This is a genomic window from Herminiimonas sp. GW821-FHT09C12 (assembly GCF_059416385.1).
This window is the reverse complement of sequence record NZ_JBWKPC010000001.1, coordinates 1568787-1591207: the sequence shown is the minus strand read 5'-3', so window position 1 is coordinate 1591207 and position 22421 is coordinate 1568787. Positions and strand designations below refer to the sequence as shown.

Genomic DNA, 22421 nt, shown 5'->3' with positions numbered 1-22421 from the left:
CGGATTACTGTTATCAGTAATCCGGTACAGCTATTAGTCGATGATCTTGAAACGCGGATCATCCGGATCGATGGAATCGATACCACGTGCTGCTTCGACCATTTGCGGTGTTTCTTCAGTACGTTGTTCAGCCTGACGTTGCAACGCGATGTAGTCGTAAATCTCGGTGACGAGTTCAGAACAACCTTCACGTGTCAGCGCAGAAATTTCGAACACAGGGCCTTTCCAGCCGAAGCGCTTGATGAAGTCTTTCACGCGTGCTTTGCGCTCTTCTTCCGGCACCATGTCGAGCTTGTTCAAGACCAACCAGCGTGGCTTGTCGAACAGTGACTCATCATACTTTTTCAGTTCTTTGACGATGGCTTTCGCTTCCTTGACCGGATCGACATTGTCGAACGGCGCCAAATCGACGATATGCAAGAGCAAACGTGTGCGTTGCAAATGGCGCAGGAACTGGATACCCAGACCAGCACCGTCGGATGCGCCTTCGATCAGACCTGGAATATCGGCAATCACGAAACTCTTTTCGTGACTGACACGCACCACACCCAGATTCGGATGCAACGTGGTGAACGGATAATCAGCAATCTTCGGACGTGCGTTAGACACAGCCGAAATAAAAGTGGATTTACCTGCATTCGGCATACCGAGCAAACCGATATCGGCGAGCACTTTCAGCTCCAGCCGCAATTCACGTCGTTCGCCTTCTTTACCCTCGGACTTCTGGCGCGGTGCGCGGTTAGTCGACGATTTGAAATGGATATTACCCCAGCCGCCTTCACCGCCTTTGGCAATCAACACTTCTTGTCCGTGTTCGGTCAGATCAGCAACGAGTTCGCCATCGTTGTTATCAATGATCAGTGTGCCAACCGGCATGCGCAGCATGATGTCGTCCGCGCCCTTGCCGTAGCAATCAGCACCGCGACCATTTTCGCCATTCTTGGCTTTATGCATTTTGGCAAAGCGGAAATCAACGAGCGTGTTGATATTGCGGTCTGCAACCGCATAGATACTGCCGCCCTTGCCGCCATCGCCGCCATCCGGACCACCGAACGGCCTGAATTTTTCACGACAAAAGGATGCGACGCCGTTGCCGCCATCGCCAGCAATGACTTCGATTTTTGCTTCGTCGATAAACTTCATAATTTTTTGCCGCCATAAAACTAAAAAGGCCCTACCTGGGGCAGAGCCTTTCGATTGAAGGCTTTCGCCTTACTTCGCTTACTTCAGTAACTTAAGCTGGCAATACTGTAACGTAATGACGTTGCAATGCGCCTTTAGTAACGAAAGCTACTTTGCCATCGGTCAATGCGAACAAGGTGTGATCCTTGCCCATGCCGACGTTTTCGCCTGGATGCATCTTGGTACCGCGCTGACGAACAATGATGCCGCCTGCATTGATAACTTGACCACCGTAGACTTTAACGCCCAGTCGTTTTGACTCTGAGTCACGACCATTTCGCGTAGTGCCGCCGCCTTTTTTATGTGCCATTTCTGACTCCTTGTATCTGGTTAGTCCGAGTCAGCGGCTTAGCCGTTGATCGAAACGATCTGCAATTCGGTGTAATTTTGGCGATGGCCTTGGTGCTTCTGGTAGTGCTTACGGCGACGCATCTTGAAAATCTTCACTTTATCGTGACGACCGTGGGAGACAACCGTAGCAAGGACCGTAGCACCTGCGACCAGCGGAGCACCAAACTTGATGGTTTCTCCAGCGCCCAATGCGAGCACCTGATCTAAGGTGATTTCGGATCCAATGTCTGCCGGTATCTGTTCTACTTTGAATTTTTCACCAGCGACAACTTTATATTGTTTGCCACCGGTTTTTATGACCGCGTACATGTGAAACCTCATCAAATGATTAAAGGACTTTTTCTCTTCTAACCGCCCAAACAACGCAGACGGAATCGGGAAAACCTCCAATTATACATGGACTTACGAACCCAGTCAAAGCCTGTATAACTATGCCAAAAAGACAGCCTTTTCAGCCAAATCCACGATTTCTTCGTGGCGGGCAGGCAACGTTTCCGGCCCTTGTCGTCGTATAATTCCATAAATTAACGCTTATTGATCAGGCTCAACTTGGTTTCCGCTTCCGCACCCTCCGCTCAAAACCTGCTTATACAACCCATCGCAGCTGATTTGAATGCAGTCGATACCGTGATTCGCCAGAAACTTCATTCGGAAGTCGCTCTGGTCAATCAAATCGCCGACTACATCATCAGCGCCGGCGGCAAACGCATACGTCCAGTACTGGTATTGCTGATGGCCAATGCCTACGGCTATCGCGGCACAGATCATCATCAACTGGCTGCCGTGGTCGAATTTATCCATACAGCAACATTGCTGCACGACGATGTGGTCGATGAATCATCGCTGCGCCGTGGCCGCAAGACCGCCAACGCCCTGTTCGGTAATGCCGCATCCGTCCTGGTCGGCGACTTCCTGTATTCGCGTGCTTTCCAGATGATGGTTGCCGTTGGCGATATCCGCATCATGCAAATCCTGGCGGATGCCACCAATGTGATTGCCGAAGGCGAAGTGCTGCAGTTGTTAAATATGCATGATCCCGACGTGTCGGAAGAACGCTACACCCAGGTCATACGCTCGAAAACAGCCAAACTGTTTGAAGCTGCCGCCCAGCTCGGCACCCTGATCGCCGGCGCCTCCGAAGAACAGATCGAAGCCGCTGCAGAATACGGCCGTTCATTAGGCACCGCCTTCCAGTTGATCGATGACGTACTCGACTATTCCGGTCAGGCCGACGATATCGGCAAGAATGTCGGCGACGACCTACGCGAAGGCAAAGCCACCCTGCCACTGATCTATTTAATGGAACACGGCACAGCGGAGCAGCGTGAGCTGGTGCGTAGCTGCATCGAAAACGGCGATGAGCAGCATTTCGAAGCAGTCTTGCAGGCAGTAACGACTTCCGGCGCGCTGGATTACACCAAACGCAAAGCGGAAGAAGCATCTGCGCGCGCCACGGCATCGATAGCTGCCCTGCCTGACACGCCATTCAAGGAAGCGTTACTCAAACTCAGCGCATTTGCAGTTCACCGCAATCACTAAAGCACAGCGGGTCAACTTCCGCCGTCGCACCAAAAAAGCAAATAAATGCGCCATTTTCGTACCTGATGGCGCATTCATCGCATGATTAAAAGACATGCGTCAAACAGGCCCGCAAGCAGCGTTGCATTTTCCACCGGAAAAGTAACATTTCCCGCAGGATATCTTTACAAAACAGATGCCTAGAGGCATTATCTAATGCACCTCTTGATGCTCCTGGCGTAAATACATGGCTGCAGTCCTCCCTAGTTCGGCGTCAAATAATGCAATGCCAGGCCTCGCCCGCGCGCTCTTGCAAGCCGGCCGCTTGACGCAACAGCAAGCCGACACTATTTCCAAACAGGCTGCGAACGAAAAAAGCCCGTTTATCGATATTTTGCTGAAAAGCGAAGTCATCGATTCCAGCAAGCTCGCCGCCTTTTGTTCCGAAACTTTTGGCTATCCACTGCTGGATTTGGCTGCTTTCAACAGCGGCCTGCTGCCGGAAAAAATCATTGATGCAAAGTTGATGCAAGGCCAGCGCGTGATTGCCCTGGCAAAGCGCGGCAACAAGGTATCGATTGCCATTTCGGACCCAACTAATTCACAGGCACTGGATCAAATCAAGTTCCAGACCGAGCTTGCGGTCGAACCCATCATCGTCGATCACCACACGCTGCTGAAGCTGATCGAAAAACTCGGGCAAAGCGCCGAGCAGGATCTGAATGAGCTTATCGGTGACGATCTCGAAAACATCGATTTCGCCGAAGAAGATCTCGCTGCCCCTGTCGATGGCGCGACCGCCGATATCGACGATGCACCTGTCGTCAAATTCCTGCAAAAAATACTGGTCGATGCAATTAATCTCGGCGCCTCCGATTTGCACTTCGAGCCGTTTGAAAAGTTTTATCGCATCCGCTTCCGCGTCGATGGCGTGCTGCGCGATATCGCACAGCCACCGCTAGCGATCAAGGAAAAGCTAGCATCACGTATCAAGGTCATTTCCAAACTCGATATCTCGGAAAAACGCGTACCGCAAGATGGTCGCATGAAGCTGGTGATGTCGAAGACGCGTTCCATCGACTTCCGCGTCAGCACCCTGCCAACATTGTTCGGCGAAAAGATCGTCATGCGTATTCTGGATGGTTCGCAGGCGCAAATGGGCATCGAAGCGCTGGGCTACGACCCGGACCAGAAAGAAACGCTGATGAATGCCATCCAGCGTCCATACGGCATGGTGCTCGTCACCGGCCCAACCGGCTCCGGCAAAACCGTTTCGCTGTACACCTGCCTGAACATTCTGAACAAACCCGGCATCAACATCTCCACAGCGGAAGATCCGGCGGAGATCAATTTACCCGGTGTCAATCAAGTCAACGTCAATGACCGCGCTGGTCTGACCTTCCCGGTCGCGCTGAAAGCCTTCTTGCGGCAGGATCCAGACATCATCATGGTGGGTGAGATCCGTGATCTGGAAACTGCAGATATCGCGATCAAGGCCGCACAAACCGGTCACATGGTGTTCTCCACGCTGCATACCAACGATGCACCTGCCACATTGACCCGTCTGATGAATATGGGCGTGGCACCGTTCAACATCGCGTCATCCGTGATCCTGATCACTGCGCAACGACTGACACGCCGCTTGTGTTCGTGCAAGCAAACCACCGTAATTCCAGATGACGTATTGCTCGAAGCCGGCTTTACCGAAGACGATCTGGACGGCACCTGGTTGCCATACAAACCAGTAGGTTGCGAACGTTGCAGCGGCAGCGGTTATAAAGGCCGTCTGGGCATTTACCAAATCATGCCTATCAGTGAAGAAATTGAAAACATCATCTTGAGCCACGGCACTTCCCTGGAAATAGAAGCGCAGGCCAAAAAAGATGGTGTGCGTACCTTGCGCGAATCAGGCTTGGTGAAAGTCAAACAGGGATTGACCAGTCTGGAAGAAATTCTAGGCTGTACAAACGTATAACAAAGAGGTCTATGGATGGCAACATCAGCACGTAAGGTCGGAAGCACGACACTCGCCAAAGAATCTGTTTTTACCTGGGAAGGCAAAGACAAGTCGGGCAAAATCGTGCGCGGTGAATTACGTGCCGGTGGTGAATCGGTCGTCAATGCGACGTTGCGCCGCCAAGGCGTGCTGGTCACCAAGGTTAAAAAGAAAAGCTATCGCAGCGGCAAAAAAGTCTCTGAAAAAGACATCACCTTATTCACCCGCCAGCTCGCCACCATGATGAAGGCTGGCGTACCGCTGCTGCAATCTTTCGATATCGTTGCCAAGGGCAATGACAATCCGTCAGTCTCCAAACTGATTCAGGATATACGCGCCGATGTCGAAACCGGTACCAGCTTGAATCAGGCATTTCGCAAATTTCCGCTCTACTTTGACCCGCTCTTTTGCAATCTGGTCGGTGCCGGTGAACAAGCAGGTATTTTGGAAGACTTGCTGACGCGACTGGCAATCTACAAGGAAAAAACCCTCGCGATTAAAGCAAAGATCAAATCCGCGATGTTCTATCCGGTATCGATTCTGGCCGTCGCCTTCATCGTTACCGCTGTCATCATGATCTGGGTAGTACCTGCGTTCAAGGATGTATTTAAAAGTTTCGGCGCGGACTTGCCAGCACCGACTCTGATGGTGATGGCGATTTCAGACTTTTTCGTTGCCAACTGGTACATCATCTTCGGCGTGCTGTTTGCCGGTCTTTATCTATTCTTTCAATCGTGGAGACGCTCACTGAAGATGCAGCGCTACATGGATAAGCTGCTGCTGAAAACACCGATCTTCGGCGCCGTCATACGCAAGGCCACGATAGCGCGCTGGACCCGCACACTGGCCACCATGTTTGCTGCTGGTGTTCCCTTGGTCGAATCGCTGGACTCCGTTGGAGGAGCCGCCGGCAATGCCGTCTATCTCGATGCCACGAAGAAAATTCAAACGGAAGTCAGCACCGGTACCAGCTTGACTGTCGCGATGCAAAATTCCGATGTATTCCCGAATATGGTGACGCAGATGGTCGCAATCGGCGAAGAATCCGGCTCACTCGATAATATGCTGGGCAAGGTCGCCGACTTCTACGAAGAAGAAGTCGATGAAGCCGTTGCTTCACTCTCGAGTCTGATGGAACCATTGATCATGGTTATTCTTGGCGTACTGATCGGCGGTCTGGTGATTGCAATGTATCTGCCTATTTTCAAATTGGGTTCTGTGGTCTGATGATGGATTTACTCTGGTCTGCCCCTGCGGGCAGCATATTGCCTGCAGTGATTGCCGGCGTATTCGGTTTATTGATAGGCAGCTTTCTCAACGTCGTGATACACCGCATCCCGAAAATGATGCAGCGCGAATCAAACAACTACGTCGCCAATGAAAACGGCAAGCCCCTGCCACATGAAGATCGCTACAACCTGGTCGTGCCGCGTTCGGCCTGCCCAAAATGCGGGCATCAGATTACTGCGCTGGAAAACATTCCCGTCATCAGCTACGCCGTCATAGGCGGCAAATGCACGGCCTGCAAGACACCCATTTCCATCCGCTACCCGATCATCGAATTGCTGACCGGCGTGCTGTCCGCCTTCCTGATCTGGCATTTCGGTAGCGGCTTGCTTGGACTTAGCACCTTGGTCTTTGCCTATCTGCTGATTGCGATGACCCTCATCGATGCCGATACGCAATTGCTGCCGGATGACCTGACCTTGCCGCTGTTATGGCTGGGCTTGCTGATCAATCTGAATGGCACCTTCGTCCCGCTCACGGAAGCCGTCATAGGCGCAGCCGCCGGCTATCTCAGCCTATGGTCGATCTACTGGCTATTCAAACTGCTGACCGGCAAAGAAGGCATGGGCTATGGCGACTTCAAACTATTGGCTGCGCTCGGTGCCTGGCTGGGCTGGAAGATGCTCCCCATCATCATTTTGCTATCGTCGCTGGTCGGCGCCATTGTTGGCATCGCGCTGATCATTCTTGCCAAGCGCGGACGCGATATCCCTATTCCATTCGGTCCTTACCTCGCTGCTGCAGGCCTGTTGACTTTGCTGTACGGTAAACCGCTGGCGCAGACATATCTCGGCTTCTACTGAGTGCAATGAACGAACTGGCTCGATTTGACAGATTTTCCGTTGGTTTGACCGGTGGCATAGGCAGCGGCAAAAGCACCGTGGCCGACCTGTTTGCAGCGCAAGGTGCAGCCGTCATTGATACCGATTTGATCGCCCATCAATTGACCGCCGTTGGTGGCCCTGCCATAGCACCTATCAAGCAAGCTTTTGGAGCCAGTGTCATCTTATCCAGCGGCGCGATGGATCGCACAGCAATGAGAGAAAGAGTCTTTGTTGACCCTGACGCAAAAAAACAGCTGGAGGCCATACTGCATCCACTGATACGCAGTACAACCCAAAAAGCTGCGGAGCAAGCGCAGGGCGACTATCTGCTCTTCGTTATCCCGCTATTGATTGAATCCGGTTTTTGGAAACAGCGCCTTGCTCGCATACTGACTGTCGACTGCTCGGAAGAAGTACAGATACGCCGCGTAATGCAACGCAATATGCTGACCGAACAGCAAGTTCGCGCCATTATGGCGACGCAGGCAACCCGCACCGCCAGACTGGAAGCTGCCGATGACGTCATCAGCAACGAGAGCAATGCCAGCGCGCTATTGCCTCAAGTGCTACGCCTGCACGAACTATATTCATCTATGGCAAAAGCCAAGTGAACGTTGCGCCAGACACACTGTCTATAGCTGCAATCCTTCGCTGAAATCAGAATAAAATCGAAGTCCGTCTTGCCGAATGTAAAACAAAATCGTTGCATCATTTGTATTTTGTCTCCGCTTCGTTCAGAATCACATCATTACCTCGTATTGCCCGGTTTTAACTTTTAAGGGATGCCACTTTGATTGTCTACGAATACCCTTTCAACGAGCGTATTCGCACGTTGTTGCGGCTAGAAGACCTGTACGAGAAATTCGCTTTCTTTATCGGTCAAGACCATCCGCAGCATCACCACGTTGCTCTTGCCACCATGTTCGAAATGCTGGAAGTGGCAGGCCGCGCCGACCTCAAATCGGATCTGCTGCAAGAACTGGAACGTCAAAAGCAAACCCTACTCGGCTTCAAATCCAATCCGAATGTCGAAGCAGAAATGCTCGATGCCATCCTGTTCGATCTGGATCGTATTAGTACCGCACTGATCGCATCACAAGGCAAGACCGGCCAGCACATTCGTGAAAACGAATGGTTGATGAGCATACGTGGACGCACCATCATCCCAGGCGGCGCCTGCGAATTCGATCTGCCTTCGTATTACGCATGGCAACACGATTCGGCAGAGCAACGCCTGGCAGATATTCACAAATGGTTTACGCCACTGGCACCTTTGTTCGATGCGATCGGCATGGTCTTGCGCCTGCTGCGCGAATCCGGCCGCCCAGTCAAAATGATCGCGCAAGCTGGCAGCTATCAGCAGATGCTGCAAGGCAAGGCTTACCAGATGCTGCGTTTGAATATTGATGAAACACTGGGTGCGATTCCGGAAATATCCGCCAACAAATACATGCTGTGGATACGTTTTACGTCACAGGATGGCGATATGAAGCCCAAAGCATTCGAAGGTGACGTACCTTTCGAGTTGAGCTTGTGCAGCTTCTGAACTAGATTGAGTTTATGGTTACGACAGTTAATTGCCCAACATGCGGCACCAAGGTGGAATGGACGGAGTTAAGCAAATTCCGCCCTTTTTGTTCCAACCGTTGCAAACAAATTGATCTTGGCGCTTGGGCCGAGGAAAAATACGTGATTCCAGTCGTTAATCCACTGGACGATCTGGACGAAGACATCCCGCCACCGCCGCAACCCTGATTAGGTTCGACGCAATAAGCCCGACTAAATCGAGGCTGCTGGGTAACGCAATTTATCCAGCCATTCAATCAGTGGAATCGTGGCCGGCAACAAAGGTTCGACGCCCACACTACCCTGCCATGCAAAGGCCTGATTCTCCAGACTTTGCGGCTCACCCAGCCAGTCCTGACTAATGTAAAAATGCAGACGTACATGTGCATGTGGATAAACATGCTCAACACCACACCACGGCTCTGCTGACACAACCTCCACGCCCAGCTCTTCGACAAACTCGCGCTTCAGCGCATCGAGGATGGCTTCACCTGCTTCAACCTTGCCGCCTGGGAACTCCCAGTAACCGGCATACGGCTTGCCATCCGGCCGCTGGCCGAGCAAGACATCGCCGTTCGGTTTCATCAAGATACCGACTGCGACATCAATAGGCGTGGATTTGACTTCAGACATGAGGACGACCTAAACGGATGAGGGTATTCAAGAGGATCGGATAAAACTAAAACGGCGCACATACAGGATGCGCGCCGTTACATCACTTCGGCATTTTGCCGGCATGATCCTTGGCAAATTGCCATGCGACACGACCCGAGCGCGAACCACGCTGCAAAGCCCACTGCAAAGCCTCAGTTCTGGCTGCTTCGATCTGCTTTGCATTGCAGCCGAAATGCCCCAACCAATGCGCGACGATATCCAGATAGTCGTCTTGACGGAACGGATAAAAAGTCACCCACAGACCAAAGCGCTCGGACAGCGAGATTTTTTCTTCTACCGTTTCGCCCGGATGCAAATCGCCGTTGTCGTCAGTCTTGTAACTCGCATTGTCAGACATACGCTCCGGCAGCAGATGGCGGCGATTCGATGTCGCATAGATCAGCACATTATCGGATTGTGCGGAAATACTGCCATCCAGCGCGACCTTCAAAGCCTTGTAGCCGCCCTCACCCTCTTCAAACGACAGATCATCGCAAAAGATGATGAAGCGCTCAGGTCGACCGGAAACGATATCGACGATATCGGCCAGATCACCCAGATCGTCCTTATCGACTTCAATCAGGCGCAAACCTTGGTCCGCAAACTGATTCAAACAAGCCTTGATCAAAGACGACTTGCCGGTACCACGCGCGCCAGTCAGGAGCACATTGTTCGCAGGTACACCTTCAACGAATTGCTTGGTGTTCTGTTCTATCTGCTGTTTTTGCGGTCCGATGTTATGCAGGTCGGTCAATGCGATAGGCGACAGATGTGCGACCGGTTGCAGATAGCCGCGACCATCCTTGCCACTGGATTTGCGCCAGCGGAAGGCAATACCTGAAGTCCAGTCCGGCGTAGCAACCGCAGGTGGCAAGATAGATTCGAGTCGCCCAAGCAAGGCTTCAGCACGCGTTAAAAATTGTTCGAGTTGTGTCATCGTTATTCAGCGTAATTAAATGTATAGGCAGCGCAAGCACTGCGCATATCAAGAACGGTAATCGGCATTGATCGTCACATACTCATGCGACAAATCGCAGGTCCAGATCGTTGCATCTGCATTACCGCGGCCCAGTTTGACGCGTACCGTGATTTCGCTTTGTTTCATCACACGCTGACCATCTGCTTCCTGATAATCAGGATTGCGTCCGCCGTTTTTGGCGACCCAGACATCATCCAGATACAGGTTCAACTTCGTCACGTCGAGATCGTCGACGCCGGCATAACCGATGGCAGCCAGAATACGGCCAAGATTTGGATCAGATGCGAAGAAAGCGGTTTTCACGAGTGGTGAATGTGCAATCGAGTACGCGATCTTGCGGCACTCTTCTACGTTCTTGCCTTCTTCTACCGTAACTGTAATGAACTTGGTCGCGCCTTCGCCGTCACGCACGATCATTTGCGCCAGCTCTTGCGACAAGCCCAATACAGCAGCAGCCAGCGCTGCATATTCAGGTGACTCAATGGAGTTCACTTCGACTGCAGCAGCACCGGTTGCAATCACGATAAAAGAATCGTTGGTCGAGGTATCGCCATCTATCGTGATGCAATTGAAAGAGCGATTCGCCACTTCCTTGGTCAAATGATCGAGCACAGGTTGTGCGACTTTGGCATCCATCGCCATGAAGCCCAGCATGGTCGCCATATTCGGCTTGATCATGCCAGCACCCTTGCTGATGCCAGTCAGCGTAATGGTCTGACCGTTAATTTGTACCTGACGCGATGCAGCCTTGGGCTGCGTATCCGTCGTCATGATGGACAAGGCTGCGTTATGCCAGTTGTCGGACTTCAAATTCGATATGGCTTGTGGCAGGCCAGCCTTGAGGCGATCAATTGGCAAAGGCTCCAGAATCACGCCGGTCGAGAATGGCAGAATTTGTGCAGCATCGCAATTAAGCAAGCTCGCCAATGCGGCGCAAGTCGCGTTGGCATCGGCCAAACCGGTTTCGCCTGTGCCTGCATTTGCATTACCTGTATTGATGACCAAGGCACGTATCGGTGCGCTGGCTTTCAGCTTGGCCAGATGTTCTTTACATACTTGCACCGGCGCTGCGCAAAAACGATTTTGCGTGAATACGCCTGCGACCGTTGCCGTCGGCGCCAGTTTCATCACCAGCACATCCTTGCGATTGGCTTTGCGTATGCCTGCTTCGGCATGACCGAGTTCGATACCGGCAACTGCGGTCAGATTTTCAGGAATAGGGAGAGGAAGATTAACGGCCATCGCAAGTTTTCTATATCAGAGAGTTAATAAATCAGATCAATATTGTAATCGTTAGCGGACGATTACATCCGAACACGCAACAAACGGGGATAAACCCGGACTACCAAAGCAAAAGGGCGGGATAGCCCGCCCTTCATTTTTCAGTACATCTAGTTCGCTTTATGCCAAGCGACCATGACACTGCTTGTATTTCTTGCCACTACCGCAAGGACAAGGATCGTTACGACCAACCTTAGGCACGGCATTAACATATGGCTCATCTGCGTCGCTGCTGGCTGCCGCTGTCGGTGCCAACAATTCTTCCGGTGCCGCATCAGCGTCGAAATCAGCATGTTGATAATGCACATTTTCCACATGCGATTGCGACAGCTTTTCTTCTGCTGCATCGATTTCTTCACGCGACTGGATGCGCACTGTCATCACGATCTTGACGACTTCATCCTTGATCAAGTTCAGCATCTGGCCAAACAGTTCAAACGCTTCACGCTTGTATTCCTGCTTAGGATTTTTCTGTGCGTAACCGCGCAGATGAATACCTTGGCGCAAATGATCAAGTGCCGCCAGATGTTCACGCCAGTGTGAATCGACAGCCTGCAACATCACGCTGCGTTCGAAACCAGCAAATGCATCCTTGCCGACGATGTCGATTTTTTCCGCGTAGAGATCGTCGGTGAATTTCAACAGACGTTCCAGCATTTCTTCGTCAGTGATATTCGGCTCGGCTTTCAGCAAATCCGCCAGCGAGAAGTCGACCTTCCACTCATCGCGCAATACCGCGTCGAGCGCCGGCAAATCCCACTGCTCTTCCATCGATTGTTCCGGCACATAAGTACGGAACAAATCGGTGAACACGCCTTGACGCAATGAAGTAATCAGCTCGGAAACATCGGTGGTTTCGAGCAATTCATTACGCTGTTGATAAATGACTTTGCGCTGATCGTTAGCGACGTCATCGTATTCGAGCAATTGCTTACGAATATCGAAGTTACGTGCTTCTACCTTGCGCTGAGCCGATTCAATCGAACGCGACACGATGCCGGCTTCGATAGGCTCGCCTTCCGGCATTTTCAAACGGTCCATGATGGCGCGTACGCGATCACCGGCAAAAATACGCAGCAATGCATCGTCCAGCGACAGATAGAAACGCGATGAACCTGGATCGCCCTGACGACCGGAACGACCACGCAACTGGTTATCGACGCGACGCGATTCATGACGCTCGGTACCGATGATATGCAAGCCACCTGCGTTCACAACGTGATCGTGCAGCGATTGCCATTCGTCACGCAATTTTTGCGCTTGTGCGGCTTTGTCTGCATCGCTCAAGGCATCGTTGGCTTCGATGATCTGTACCTGTTTGGCGACGTTACCACCGAGGACGATATCGGTACCGCGACCAGCCATATTGGTCGCGATGGTGATCGCTTTCGGACGGCCAGCTTGTGCAATGATTTCCGCTTCACGAGCATGCTGTTTCGCATTCAGCACGTTATGCGGCAATTTCGCTTTGGTCAGGATGCCGGACAACAATTCGGAATTCTCAATAGAAGTCGTACCAACCAAAACTGGCTGACCACGCTCGTAACAATCCTGAATATCCTTCAGCATCGCGCCGTATTTTTCTTCCGACGATTTGTAGACCTGATCCTGACGGTCTTTACGCTGGTTAGGACGGTTTTGCGGGATGACGACGGTTTCCAGTTTGTAGATTTCCTGGAATTCGTAGGCTTCAGTATCCGCGGTACCCGTCATGCCGGACAGCTTGGTGTACATGCGGAAATAGTTCTGGAAGGTGATCGAAGCCAGAGTCTGATTTTCGTTCTGGATCTTGACGCCTTCTTTGGCTTCTACCGCTTGATGCAAGCCTTCGGACCAGCGACGACCGGTCATCAAACGACCGGTAAATTCATCGACGATCACGACTTCATTGTTCTGCACAACGTAGTGCTGATCCTTGTGATACAGCGTATGTGCGCGCAATGCTGCGTACAAATGATGGATCAGACTGATGTTGGCAGCGTCGTACAACGATGCGCCTTCTGGCAGCAAGCCCATGCGTGTCAGGATTTGTTCGGCTTTTTCGTGACCAGCTTCGGTCAGCAACACCTGATGGGATTTCTCATCTTTGGTGTAGTCGCCCGGCACTTCAACCTTGCCTTTGCCATCCGGCGTTTCTTCGCCGATTTGCAAGGTCAACAGCGGTGGCACTGCATTGATTTTGTGATACAGGTCGGTGTGGTTCTCAGCCTGACCTGAAATGATCAGCGGCGTACGCGCTTCATCGATCAGGATCGAATCGACCTCATCGACGACGGCATAATGCAAACCGCGTTGCACGCGATCGCCAGTGTCGTAGACCATGTTATCGCGCAGATAATCAAAGCCGAATTCGTTGTTTGTACCGTAGGTGATATCGGAGTTGTAAGCCGCCTGTTTGGCGTCATGATCGATTTGCGACAGGTTGATACCAGTCGTCAGGCCGAGCCAGCCGTACAAGGTGCCCATCCACTCGGCATCGCGTTGTGCCAGGTAATCATTGACGGTCACCACGTGTACGCCTTTGCCAGCCAGCGCATTCAGGTAGGACGGCAAGGTTGCCATCAGGGTTTTACCTTCACCCGTGCCCATTTCAGCGATTTTGCCGTAATGCAGTGCCATACCGCCGATCAACTGCACATCGAAGTGACGCATCTTCAAGATACGCTTGCTGGCCTCGCGGCAAACAGCAAATGCTTCCGGCAGGAGCTTGTCGATGTCTTCGCCCTTGGCGAGACGGTCCTTGAATTCCGGGGTCTTGGCCTTCAAGGCCTCATCGGATAGTTGTTCAAGCGCCGGTTCAAGAGCATTGATTTCGCGAACGGTCTTCTGGTATTGCTTGAGTAAGCGCTGATTGCGGCTACCGAAAATCTGAGTCAGTAATGACATGCTTGGATTCTAAAAAAAGGCGCCTTGAAACAACCAGACACAGCACGTTATCGCTTGCGCTGCATCGAATTGGGCTTGGGCTAAATTGTGGATTTTATCATGTCGTTTCCAGCATATTGGGCTTATCAGTCCGGAAACAATAGCTACTTGCAAAAAGCTGGGCCTGATCTGACCTGTCTAATGGAAATTTGTTCGTGAACGGGTGTGAATAACAGCGCCCCTTTGCATGAAAAATGCTGACGCTCCATCATTTGGCGGCCAATCTGGCTTGATTCGCACCAGCCAGCAGGAATTTATGCGGATCCTGCGCCACGCCTTTGACACGCACCTCGAAATGTAAATGAGGACCAGTCGAACGACCCGTAGTACCAATATCGGCAATATGCTGACCGCGTCGCACGATATCGCCGACATGCATCAGCAAGCGCGAGGTATGCGCGTAACGGGTAATCATGTCGTTACCGTGATCGATCTCCATCATGTTGCCGTATTGCGGGTGGAATTCTGCCACTGTCACAACGCCGCCAGCCGCCGCCACTATCGGTGTACCTATAGGCGCAGCGAAATCGATACCTTCATGCATGGCCGTGCGGCCAGAGAATGGATCCAGCCTGCGGCCAAAAGTCGATGCGTTGTAACTGACGTTGACCGGCTGGATCGTCGGCAACAATTTGGATTTAATCTTGTCGCTCATCAGAGTCGACTCAACGACATTCATATAGTCGGCACGACGCTCGACATCATTCGCCATCGCATCAAGCAAGGCCTTGAATTCGGACATGGTGAGATCACGGCTACCCGTACTATCCATAGGCTCTACGCCACCACGACCCGGCATTTCGCGGAAATTGAATTCGGTCGGCTTCACGCCAGCCAAGCCCTGCACGCGTTCGCCCAATGCATCCAGACGCATCAATTGCGCCTGCATCTCGCCGAGACGACGCGCCATCAGTGCCAGATTTTCTTTCAGGAATTTGTCTTTATTGGTTTCGTCACTGCTTGAAGATGTCGTTACCAGCTCGCGGACAGGGGAAGGCATACTCGCCGCGTTACTGAATACTAGATAAGACAAGAGCGACGCGCCCAGCACGACCGCGAGGAAAAGACCGAACAGAGCAAGTACCAGATGCCGACGCGTCAGCGTGACTGACTTGGCATGGGTAAAACGAGGGTGCAACAAAATAATCTGCATCGCGACTCCCTAGACTCGCCGCTTTAAGACGAGGTGTGATAAGGTTTCATGACGATGCGACCATCCTCATTTATCCCGTTCAAGCAAAGCACCTTTCCACAAAAATCAGCGAAAGGCGCTGCGGAATTCTTGCGTTCGCACGACAAGCTTGCTGCACTCTTGCCGGCGGTTACGCGCATGGCATCTTTACAGAAAGATTGTGCAACGGCGCTTCCTGCCATGTTTGCACACTGCGCTGTACTGCAGTTTGAGGCGAATCAACTGGTTCTGTCTACGCCGAATGCCGCACTGGCCGCGAGACTGAAACAACAGTTACCAAAACTGCAAGATGAACTACTACAGCGGGGATGGCAGGTTAACGCAATCCGCCTCAAAGTGCAAGTTGCCAAAACCCTTATAAAATCAACAGCTTCCAAACAATTGGTGCTGCCGACACAGGCACTTTCAGCCTTCGCCGAACTTAGCGAATCGCTGGACGATGCACCACGGAACAAGACATTGAAGGCTGCACTCACCTTGATGATGCAACGTCATCTGAATGCAAAATGAATGCCAGATATGATTATTGATGCCTCGCGACATCAATAATCAGAACAGCAGGCTTAACTCAGCGCCCACTCCAAACTGGCTTGACGAGCGTAGTCCTTGGGAGCGAACTCGACTTTTTCGAAAGTAACGATTTCATACGCATCCGGCTGTTCGAGCAAGGCACGCACCAACAGATTGTTCAGCATGTGGCCGGATTTATGCGCGTTATAGCTGGCGATCAATGGATGACCGACCAAATATAAGTCGCCGATTGCATCCAGTATCTTGTGTCGTACAAACTCATTGTCGTAGCGTAAACCGTCGGTATTCAGGATGCGATATTCATCCATCACGATCGCATTTTCCAGTGAGCCACCACGGATCAAGCCCATACCGCGCAAGGTTTCCATATCCTGCATGAAGCCGAAGGTACGCGCGCGCGCGACATCCTTCACATAGGATTCAAAGCTGAAATCGATTTCAGCAGTCTGGCCAGTGCCATCCACCGCAGGGTGATTAAACTGGATGAAGAACTTGAGCTTGAAGCCTTCATACGGTTCCAGACGCGCCCAGATTTCACGGTCGCCACTGCCTTGGCGTACTTCCACTGTCTTCTTGATGCGAATGAATTTCTTTGGAGCGTCCTGCTCTTCCAAACCGGCTTGCTGCAACAGGAAAACAAAGGACGATGCGGAACCGTCCATAATCGGCACTTCTTCTGCTGTCAGATCGACATACAGATTATCGATACCCAGCCCAGCGCAAGCCGACATTAAATGCTCAACGGTAGAAACCTTGGCATCGCCGATTTGCAGAGTCGATGCCATGCGCGTGTCGCCGACCATCGTTGCCTGAGCTGGCAATTCAACTACAGGGTTCAGGTCGACACGACGGAATACGATACCCGCATCAGCAGGTGCAGGATGGAGAGTCAGTTCGACCTTGGTACCGGAATGAAGACCGACGCCAACGGACTTGACTAATTGTTTAATGGTGCGTTGTTTTAACATGCTGCAATTATAGCAACCAAAGCCGAAAACCACCTGTCGCTTTACATCTGATGACATCTAAAACAACAAGGCGAAAAAACCGAGATCCGGCTTGTCGGCTGCTTCTGCTGTTCATTCAGGCATAAAAAAACGGCGCACTCGGCGCCGTTTTTTGTCATTCCTGCAAAAGCAGAAACTTAGATTTGTTCCAGCAGTTTTTCTGCTGTCGATACTTCCAGATGGCCGCTGTCTTCAACGTTCAATTGTTTGACGACACCGTCTTCAACCAGCATCGAGTAACGTTGCGAACGCACGCCCAAGCCGCCTTTGGTCAGATCGAATTCCAGACCCAAAGCCTTGGTGAATGCACCGCTGCCGTCAGCGATAAAGCGTACTTTACCGTTTGCTTTTTGATCACGGCCCCATGCACCCATAACGAATGCATCGTTAACCGAGATGCACCAGATTTCATCAACGCCTTTGGCTTTGAATTGGTCAGCTGCCTTGATGTAGCCTGGCGCGTGTGTTTCGGAGCAGGTTGGCGTGAATGCGCCTGGCACTGCGAAAATTGCGATTTTTTTGCCTTTGGTTGCTTCGTGCACCATGACTTTGCTTGGGCCAACGGAGCAAGCTTCTGTTGCTACGTCTACGTATTCTGCGAGCCGCGCTTCTGGCAGCTGATCACCAACTTTGATTGTCATTGCGAATTCCTTTGATTAGTTTTAACGGCAGTGCCGACTAGAAAACGCCGCGCACGTGGCGCGGCGTAGAAACCGAAGTATGCCTTGTTCCGTTCATTTTTGCAGGTAGTTTGACAATTTCTGTCGCTCTACCCACGCGGAACAAAGGGAAATCAGTCGGCTTGTTTGCGCAAGAACGCTGGAATATCGTAAGTTTCCATGCCGTTTTTCTCCAGAGCACGTACCGTATCGGACGCCGATTCACGACGCCATACTGCCGGCGCTTTCAAACCGTCGAACGAAGCTGCTGGCTGTGCGGAACCTTGCATCATGCCGGTGTTAGCCATCATCGGTTCGTTATGTGTGCCGGTACGCAACATTGGTGTTTGCACCAGTTGTACACCTTTACGCGAACGACCCAAGCCAGTCGCGACCACGGTAACGCGAATGTCGTCACCCATCGTGTCGTCGTACGCAATACCTTGCGCGATCGATGCGTCTGGAGCGGCGAAAGCGCGCACAGTTGCCATGACTTCCTTGATTTCCTTGCCTTTGAGGCCACGGCTGGCAGTGACGTTGACCAACACGCCACGCGCGCCGGACAAATCGATGCCGTCGAGCAATGGCGATGCAACTGCTTGTTCCGCAGCGATACGTGCACGGTCGATACCTTGTGCAGTTGCGGTACCCATCATTGCCTTGCCTTGTTCGCCCATGATCGTTTTCACGTCATTGAAATCGACGTTGATATGGCCAGGTACGTTGATGATTTCTGCAATACCGGCAACGGCATTGTTCAGTACGTCATCAGCGTGTTGCAGCCATTCGATCATGCTGTCGTCTTCGTAGATCTCTTCCAGTTTTTCATTCAGGATGATGATCAGCGAATCAACGTGCTGGCCCAACGCTTCCAGACCTTCGTCGGCGATGTCCATGCACTTCTTGCCTTCGTACGAGAATGGCTTGGAAACCACTGCCACTGTCAACGCGCCCTGCTCTTTTGCGATTTGCGCAATGATAGGTGCAGCGCCAGTACCGGTACCGCCGCCCATGCCGGCTGCGATAAAGACCATGTGCGCGCCGCGCAATGCATCTTCGATACGTGGACGTGTTTCTTCTGCCAATTGGCGACCTACCGCCGGCTTCATACCAGCACCCAGACCGGTTTCACCGATTTGAATGATGTTATGTGCCTTCGATAATTGCAATGCTTGCGCATCGGTGTTGGCGACGATGAATTCCACGCCGTTCACGCCTTTATTGATCATGTGTTGTACAGCGTTGCCACCAGCACCACCAACGCCCACCACTTTGATCACGGTTCCCTGTGCCACATTTTCGAGCATGTCGATTTCCATGATAGTTCCTTAAAGATTATGCAGTTTCCAGTTGATAGTTCTCACGCGGTGTGACAACTAGCAACTGCTAACTGCGAGTTAAGACAAAATAAAATACCAAACCAAATACAAAATTAAATACAGACTAAAACTTAAAAATTACCTAAAAACCATTCCTTCATGCGACGGAAAATTGCGACCGTCGAGCCATCTTGTCGCGTGACGATGTGTCCACGCAGGTACTGCTTTTTCGCTTCCAACAACAAACCCAAGACTGTTGCATACCGCGGACTACGGACTACATCTGCCAACTGACCGTTGTATTCAGGCGTACCCAAACGCGCAGGCTTCAAGAAAATATCTTCTGCCAACTCCACCATGCCCGGCATCATCGCGGTGCCACCGGTCAATACGATGCCGGACGACAGCACTTCTTCGTAACCGGATTCGCGTACCACTTGATGCACCAGCGAAAACAATTCTTCGATACGTGGTTCGATCACTGCAGCCAAGGCTTGACGCGACAAAGAGCGTGTACCGCGATCACCCAGGCCAGGCACTTCCAGCGTTTCACCCGGATCGGCCAATACCTGTTTCGCCATGCCGTAACGCAGCTTGATTTCTTCCGCCTCTGCAGTCGGTGTGCGTACTGCCATCGCGATATCGTTGGTGATCTGATCGCCGGCAATCGGAATCACTGCGGTATGACGGATCGCACCTTCGGTGAAGATCGCAACATCTGTTGTGCCGCCACCGATATCGATCAGAACCACGCCTAATTCTTTTTCATCCGCCGTCAACACAGCATCAGCAGACGCCATCGGTTGCAAGATCAAATCGGATACTTCAAGACCACAACGACGGATGCACTTCACGATGTTTTGTACTGCAGAAACAGCGCCGGTCACGATGTGAACTTTCACCTCGAGTCGGATGCCGCTCATGCCAATTGGTTCACGCACATCTTCCTGATTATCGACAATGAATTCCTGCGGCACGGTGTGCAGCAATTGCTGATCTGTCGGGATGTTGACGGCTTTCGCGGTTTCGATCACGCGCGCAACATCGGTTGCCGTGACTTCTTTATCCTTGATCGCCACCATGCCGCTGGAATTGAAGCTGCGTATGTGACTACCTGCGATGCCGGTATACACATTGCGTATCTTGCAGTCCGCCATCAACTCGGCTTCTTCCAGCGCGCGCTGGATAGACTCGACAGTTGCCTCAATATTGACGACAACCCCTTTTTTCAATCCTTTGGATTCATGCTGTCCCAAACCGATCACTTCGTGACGACCGTTGGGCATTACTTCCGCCACTACAGCCACCACTTTCGAGGTGCCGATGTCGAGACCGACGATCAGATTTTTTGCGTCTTTTGTCATGTTTTTCCGCTTACTTTTTTTTACTGTCCGATCCGACTTTCAAGCCCTGTGCCTTCAGAGCCAGTCCGTTCGGATAACGCATATCAATACTTTCAATTCTGTCCTGCAAGCGTGCGAGCAATTGCGGATAAATCCCTACCAATCGATCTACACGTTCCTTCAAAGTGGTGCTGCTTTTCTCCCTACCCAACTCCACTGTCACACCATTGCTCAACTTCACGGTCCACGCGTAACGTCCGGACAAAGACACGCCTTCAGCCGTTACATTCATCGGAGCAAACCATGTATTCAAATCATTCAATCTGGCGACAACTTCTTTTTCACTACCCAGCGGTCCATTGAACGCCAGCAGATCCGCATCTTCTTCCGCTTCAGCCAGATTGGCAGTGAACACATCGCCCTTGGTTGACAGCAAACGACCGTCTTCACCCCAGGTGCCGAGTGGTGTGTGCTCTTCCAGCGTGACCGTCAACTGATTCGGCCAATCGCGACGCACTGTTGCTTTACGTACCCACGGTACTGACTCAAACGCTTGACGCACCGTATCCAGATTCGCGGTGAAAAAATTACCCTTGATGCGCGACAAGGCTGCACTACGTATCGTCAATGGATTGATGTGACGCAACTGCGCCTGCTCTGCACCTTCGACCCGTATCACTTTCAACGTGAAGTACGGACGTTGCGCAATCCACCATAAGCAAGCAGAAATCAGGGCGACCGCAACCAGGCCGAATAAGGCATTGGCAGCTGCGTTCAAGGTTCTGATGTCTTGCCACATAATTTTTTCTATCGTTCCGTTTTACTTGTGTTGCGCTGGTTTCAGGCCCAGCTTGGCCAAACGCAAAATCTCTACACACAAATCTTCATAATCGGTACCGGCTACCTTGGCCGACATCGGCACCAGCGAATGACTGGTCATGCCTGGCGAAGTATTAATTTCCAGCAAAAATGGTTCGTTATCCGATGCACGCACCATGAAATCCACGCGCGACCAACCGGTGCAACCCACTGCGTTAAACGCACTGACTGCCAAGGCTTGAACACGCTTGGTAAACGCCTCATCCAAAGGCGCTGGACACAAATACTCGGTGTCGTTGCTAAAGTACTTGTGCTCGTAATCGTAGTTTCCTTGCGGCGCGCGTATCTCGACGATAGGCAAAGCACGCGCGCTGCGACCATTACCGATGACCGGTACCGTCAACTCACGTCCTCTGATGAACTGCTCAGCGAGCACCACATCGTCATACTTCGCACACAAATCAAAACCGGCTTGCATGCCATCGGCTGCTTCCACCTTGACGATACCAATGGTCGAACCTTCATGCGGCGCCTTCAGCATCAAGGGCAAACCAAATTCCTGCGCCACTGCCTGCAACTGCGCAGCATCTGTCGTCTCGGTATCCAGTACCGCAAACCTTGGCGTCGGCACACCGTGACTCAGACAAACACGTTTAGTCATGACCTTGTCCATCGCAATCGCCGATGCCATTACGCCAGGACCGGTGTACGGAATACCCAGTTGTTCCAATGCGCCTTGCAAAGTGCCGTCTTCGCCATAGGCACCGTGCAAGGCAATGAAGACGCGATCGAACTTCTCTGCGGCCAGTTCCGCCAGACTGCGCTCAGCCGGATCAAACGGATGCGCATCAACGCCTTTGCTTTGCAATGCAGCCAACACTCCTTTGCCCGACATCAGCGATACTTCGCGCTCAGCCGAGCGACCGCCGAACAGCACGCCGACCTTGCCAAATTCTTTTTTCATTTCCTGCGTTGTCGTATTCATCGT

At 51.9% G+C, this 22421-nt stretch carries 22 protein-coding genes; 8 read left to right on the top strand and 14 right to left on the bottom strand.

Annotated features, from left to right (window positions below; all coding sequences use genetic code 11):
• Positions 1-33: 33 nt before the first annotated feature.
• The 3 genes from cgtA to rplU form a co-directional block, all read right to left on the bottom strand.
• Positions 34-1143, bottom strand: a complete 1110-nt coding sequence (gene cgtA / locus AC07N2_RS07605; RefSeq protein WP_494777692.1) for an Obg family GTPase CgtA — start codon at positions 1141-1143, stop codon at positions 34-36.
• A gap of 91 nt (positions 1144-1234) precedes the next feature.
• Entirely contained in the window at positions 1235-1492 is a 258-nt protein-coding gene (gene rpmA / locus AC07N2_RS07600; protein ID WP_076593361.1) for a 50S ribosomal protein L27, read from the bottom strand.
• Positions 1493-1530: 38 nt separating this feature from the next.
• On the bottom strand, positions 1531-1842 hold the full coding sequence (rplU, locus tag AC07N2_RS07595) for a 50S ribosomal protein L21 (RefSeq protein WP_012080843.1): 312 nt from the start codon (positions 1840-1842) through the stop codon (positions 1531-1533).
• 240 nt (positions 1843-2082) lie between these two features.
• Between rplU and ispB the strand changes: the two genes are divergently transcribed.
• The 7 genes from ispB (at position 2083) to yacG (ending at position 8913) form a co-directional block, all read left to right on the top strand.
• Positions 2083-3072 (top strand): octaprenyl diphosphate synthase, encoded by a 990-nt coding sequence (gene ispB / locus AC07N2_RS07590; RefSeq protein WP_494777691.1) that lies wholly within the window; start codon positions 2083-2085, stop codon positions 3070-3072.
• A 226-nt stretch (positions 3073-3298) separates the two neighbouring features.
• Positions 3299-5026, top strand: coding sequence for a type IV-A pilus assembly ATPase PilB (gene pilB, locus AC07N2_RS07585; protein ID WP_494777690.1), 1728 nt, complete (start codon positions 3299-3301; stop codon positions 5024-5026).
• A gap of 15 nt (positions 5027-5041) precedes the next feature.
• Positions 5042-6274 carry a type II secretion system F family protein gene (locus AC07N2_RS07580; RefSeq protein ID WP_076593358.1) on the top strand — a complete coding sequence of 411 codons (1233 nt, stop codon included), beginning with the start codon at positions 5042-5044 and terminating at the stop codon, positions 6272-6274.
• Between the two features lie 2 nt (positions 6275-6276).
• Positions 6277-7137, top strand: coding sequence for a prepilin peptidase (locus AC07N2_RS07575; RefSeq protein WP_494778130.1), 861 nt, complete (start codon positions 6277-6279; stop codon positions 7135-7137).
• A gap of 5 nt (positions 7138-7142) precedes the next feature.
• Positions 7143-7769, top strand: coding sequence for a dephospho-CoA kinase (gene coaE / locus AC07N2_RS07570; RefSeq protein ID WP_494777689.1), 627 nt, complete (start codon positions 7143-7145; stop codon positions 7767-7769).
• Positions 7770-7948: 179 nt separating this feature from the next.
• The gene (zapD, locus tag AC07N2_RS07565) at positions 7949-8704 is read left to right on the top strand and encodes a cell division protein ZapD (protein WP_076593355.1); all 756 of its coding nucleotides are present in this window, start codon (positions 7949-7951) and stop codon (positions 8702-8704) included.
• Between the two features lie 14 nt (positions 8705-8718).
• Complete coding sequence (yacG, locus tag AC07N2_RS07560) at positions 8719-8913, top strand: DNA gyrase inhibitor YacG (RefSeq protein ID WP_076593354.1); 195 nt, start codon at positions 8719-8721, stop codon at positions 8911-8913.
• 24 nt (positions 8914-8937) lie between these two features.
• Here the strand turns inward: yacG and AC07N2_RS07555 are convergent, their stop codons facing one another.
• The 5 genes from AC07N2_RS07555 to AC07N2_RS07535 form a co-directional block, all read right to left on the bottom strand.
• Positions 8938-9357, bottom strand: coding sequence for an NUDIX domain-containing protein (locus AC07N2_RS07555; RefSeq protein ID WP_494777688.1), 420 nt, complete (start codon positions 9355-9357; stop codon positions 8938-8940).
• Between the two features lie 82 nt (positions 9358-9439).
• Positions 9440-10315, bottom strand: a complete 876-nt coding sequence (locus AC07N2_RS07550) for an ATP-binding protein (protein WP_494777687.1) — start codon at positions 10313-10315, stop codon at positions 9440-9442.
• Positions 10316-10363: 48 nt separating this feature from the next.
• Positions 10364-11599: a bifunctional glutamate N-acetyltransferase/amino-acid acetyltransferase ArgJ gene (argJ, locus tag AC07N2_RS07545; RefSeq protein ID WP_494777686.1), complete on the bottom strand. Its 1236-nt coding sequence runs from the start codon at positions 11597-11599 to the stop codon at positions 10364-10366.
• Positions 11600-11758: 159 nt separating this feature from the next.
• The gene (gene secA / locus AC07N2_RS07540; RefSeq protein ID WP_494777685.1) at positions 11759-14524 is read right to left on the bottom strand and encodes a preprotein translocase subunit SecA; all 2766 of its coding nucleotides are present in this window, start codon (positions 14522-14524) and stop codon (positions 11759-11761) included.
• A 247-nt stretch (positions 14525-14771) separates the two neighbouring features.
• Complete coding sequence (locus AC07N2_RS07535) at positions 14772-15716, bottom strand: M23 family metallopeptidase (RefSeq protein ID WP_494777684.1); 945 nt, start codon at positions 15714-15716, stop codon at positions 14772-14774.
• A 48-nt stretch (positions 15717-15764) separates the two neighbouring features.
• Here AC07N2_RS07535 and AC07N2_RS07530 point away from each other — a divergent pair, with 48 nt between their 5' ends.
• Positions 15765-16265, top strand: a complete 501-nt coding sequence (locus tag AC07N2_RS07530; RefSeq protein WP_494777683.1) for a DciA family protein — start codon at positions 15765-15767, stop codon at positions 16263-16265.
• Between the two features lie 53 nt (positions 16266-16318).
• Here the strand turns inward: AC07N2_RS07530 and lpxC are convergent, their stop codons facing one another.
• From lpxC to AC07N2_RS07500, 6 genes are all read right to left on the bottom strand, one after another.
• Complete coding sequence (gene lpxC / locus AC07N2_RS07525; RefSeq protein ID WP_494777682.1) at positions 16319-17254, bottom strand: UDP-3-O-acyl-N-acetylglucosamine deacetylase; 936 nt, start codon at positions 17252-17254, stop codon at positions 16319-16321.
• Between the two features lie 176 nt (positions 17255-17430).
• Positions 17431-17934 carry a peroxiredoxin gene (locus AC07N2_RS07520; RefSeq protein WP_494777681.1) on the bottom strand — a complete coding sequence of 168 codons (504 nt, stop codon included), beginning with the start codon at positions 17932-17934 and terminating at the stop codon, positions 17431-17433.
• A gap of 152 nt (positions 17935-18086) precedes the next feature.
• Positions 18087-19271, bottom strand: coding sequence for a cell division protein FtsZ (ftsZ, locus tag AC07N2_RS07515; RefSeq protein WP_076593345.1), 1185 nt, complete (start codon positions 19269-19271; stop codon positions 18087-18089).
• A 131-nt stretch (positions 19272-19402) separates the two neighbouring features.
• Positions 19403-20635: a cell division protein FtsA gene (gene ftsA, locus AC07N2_RS07510; RefSeq protein WP_076593344.1), complete on the bottom strand. Its 1233-nt coding sequence runs from the start codon at positions 20633-20635 to the stop codon at positions 19403-19405.
• A gap of 10 nt (positions 20636-20645) precedes the next feature.
• The gene (locus tag AC07N2_RS07505; RefSeq protein ID WP_494777680.1) at positions 20646-21413 is read right to left on the bottom strand and encodes a cell division protein FtsQ/DivIB; all 768 of its coding nucleotides are present in this window, start codon (positions 21411-21413) and stop codon (positions 20646-20648) included.
• A 21-nt stretch (positions 21414-21434) separates the two neighbouring features.
• Positions 21435-22418: a D-alanine--D-alanine ligase gene (locus AC07N2_RS07500; protein WP_494777679.1), complete on the bottom strand. Its 984-nt coding sequence runs from the start codon at positions 22416-22418 to the stop codon at positions 21435-21437.
• Positions 22419-22421 lie beyond the last annotated feature (3 nt).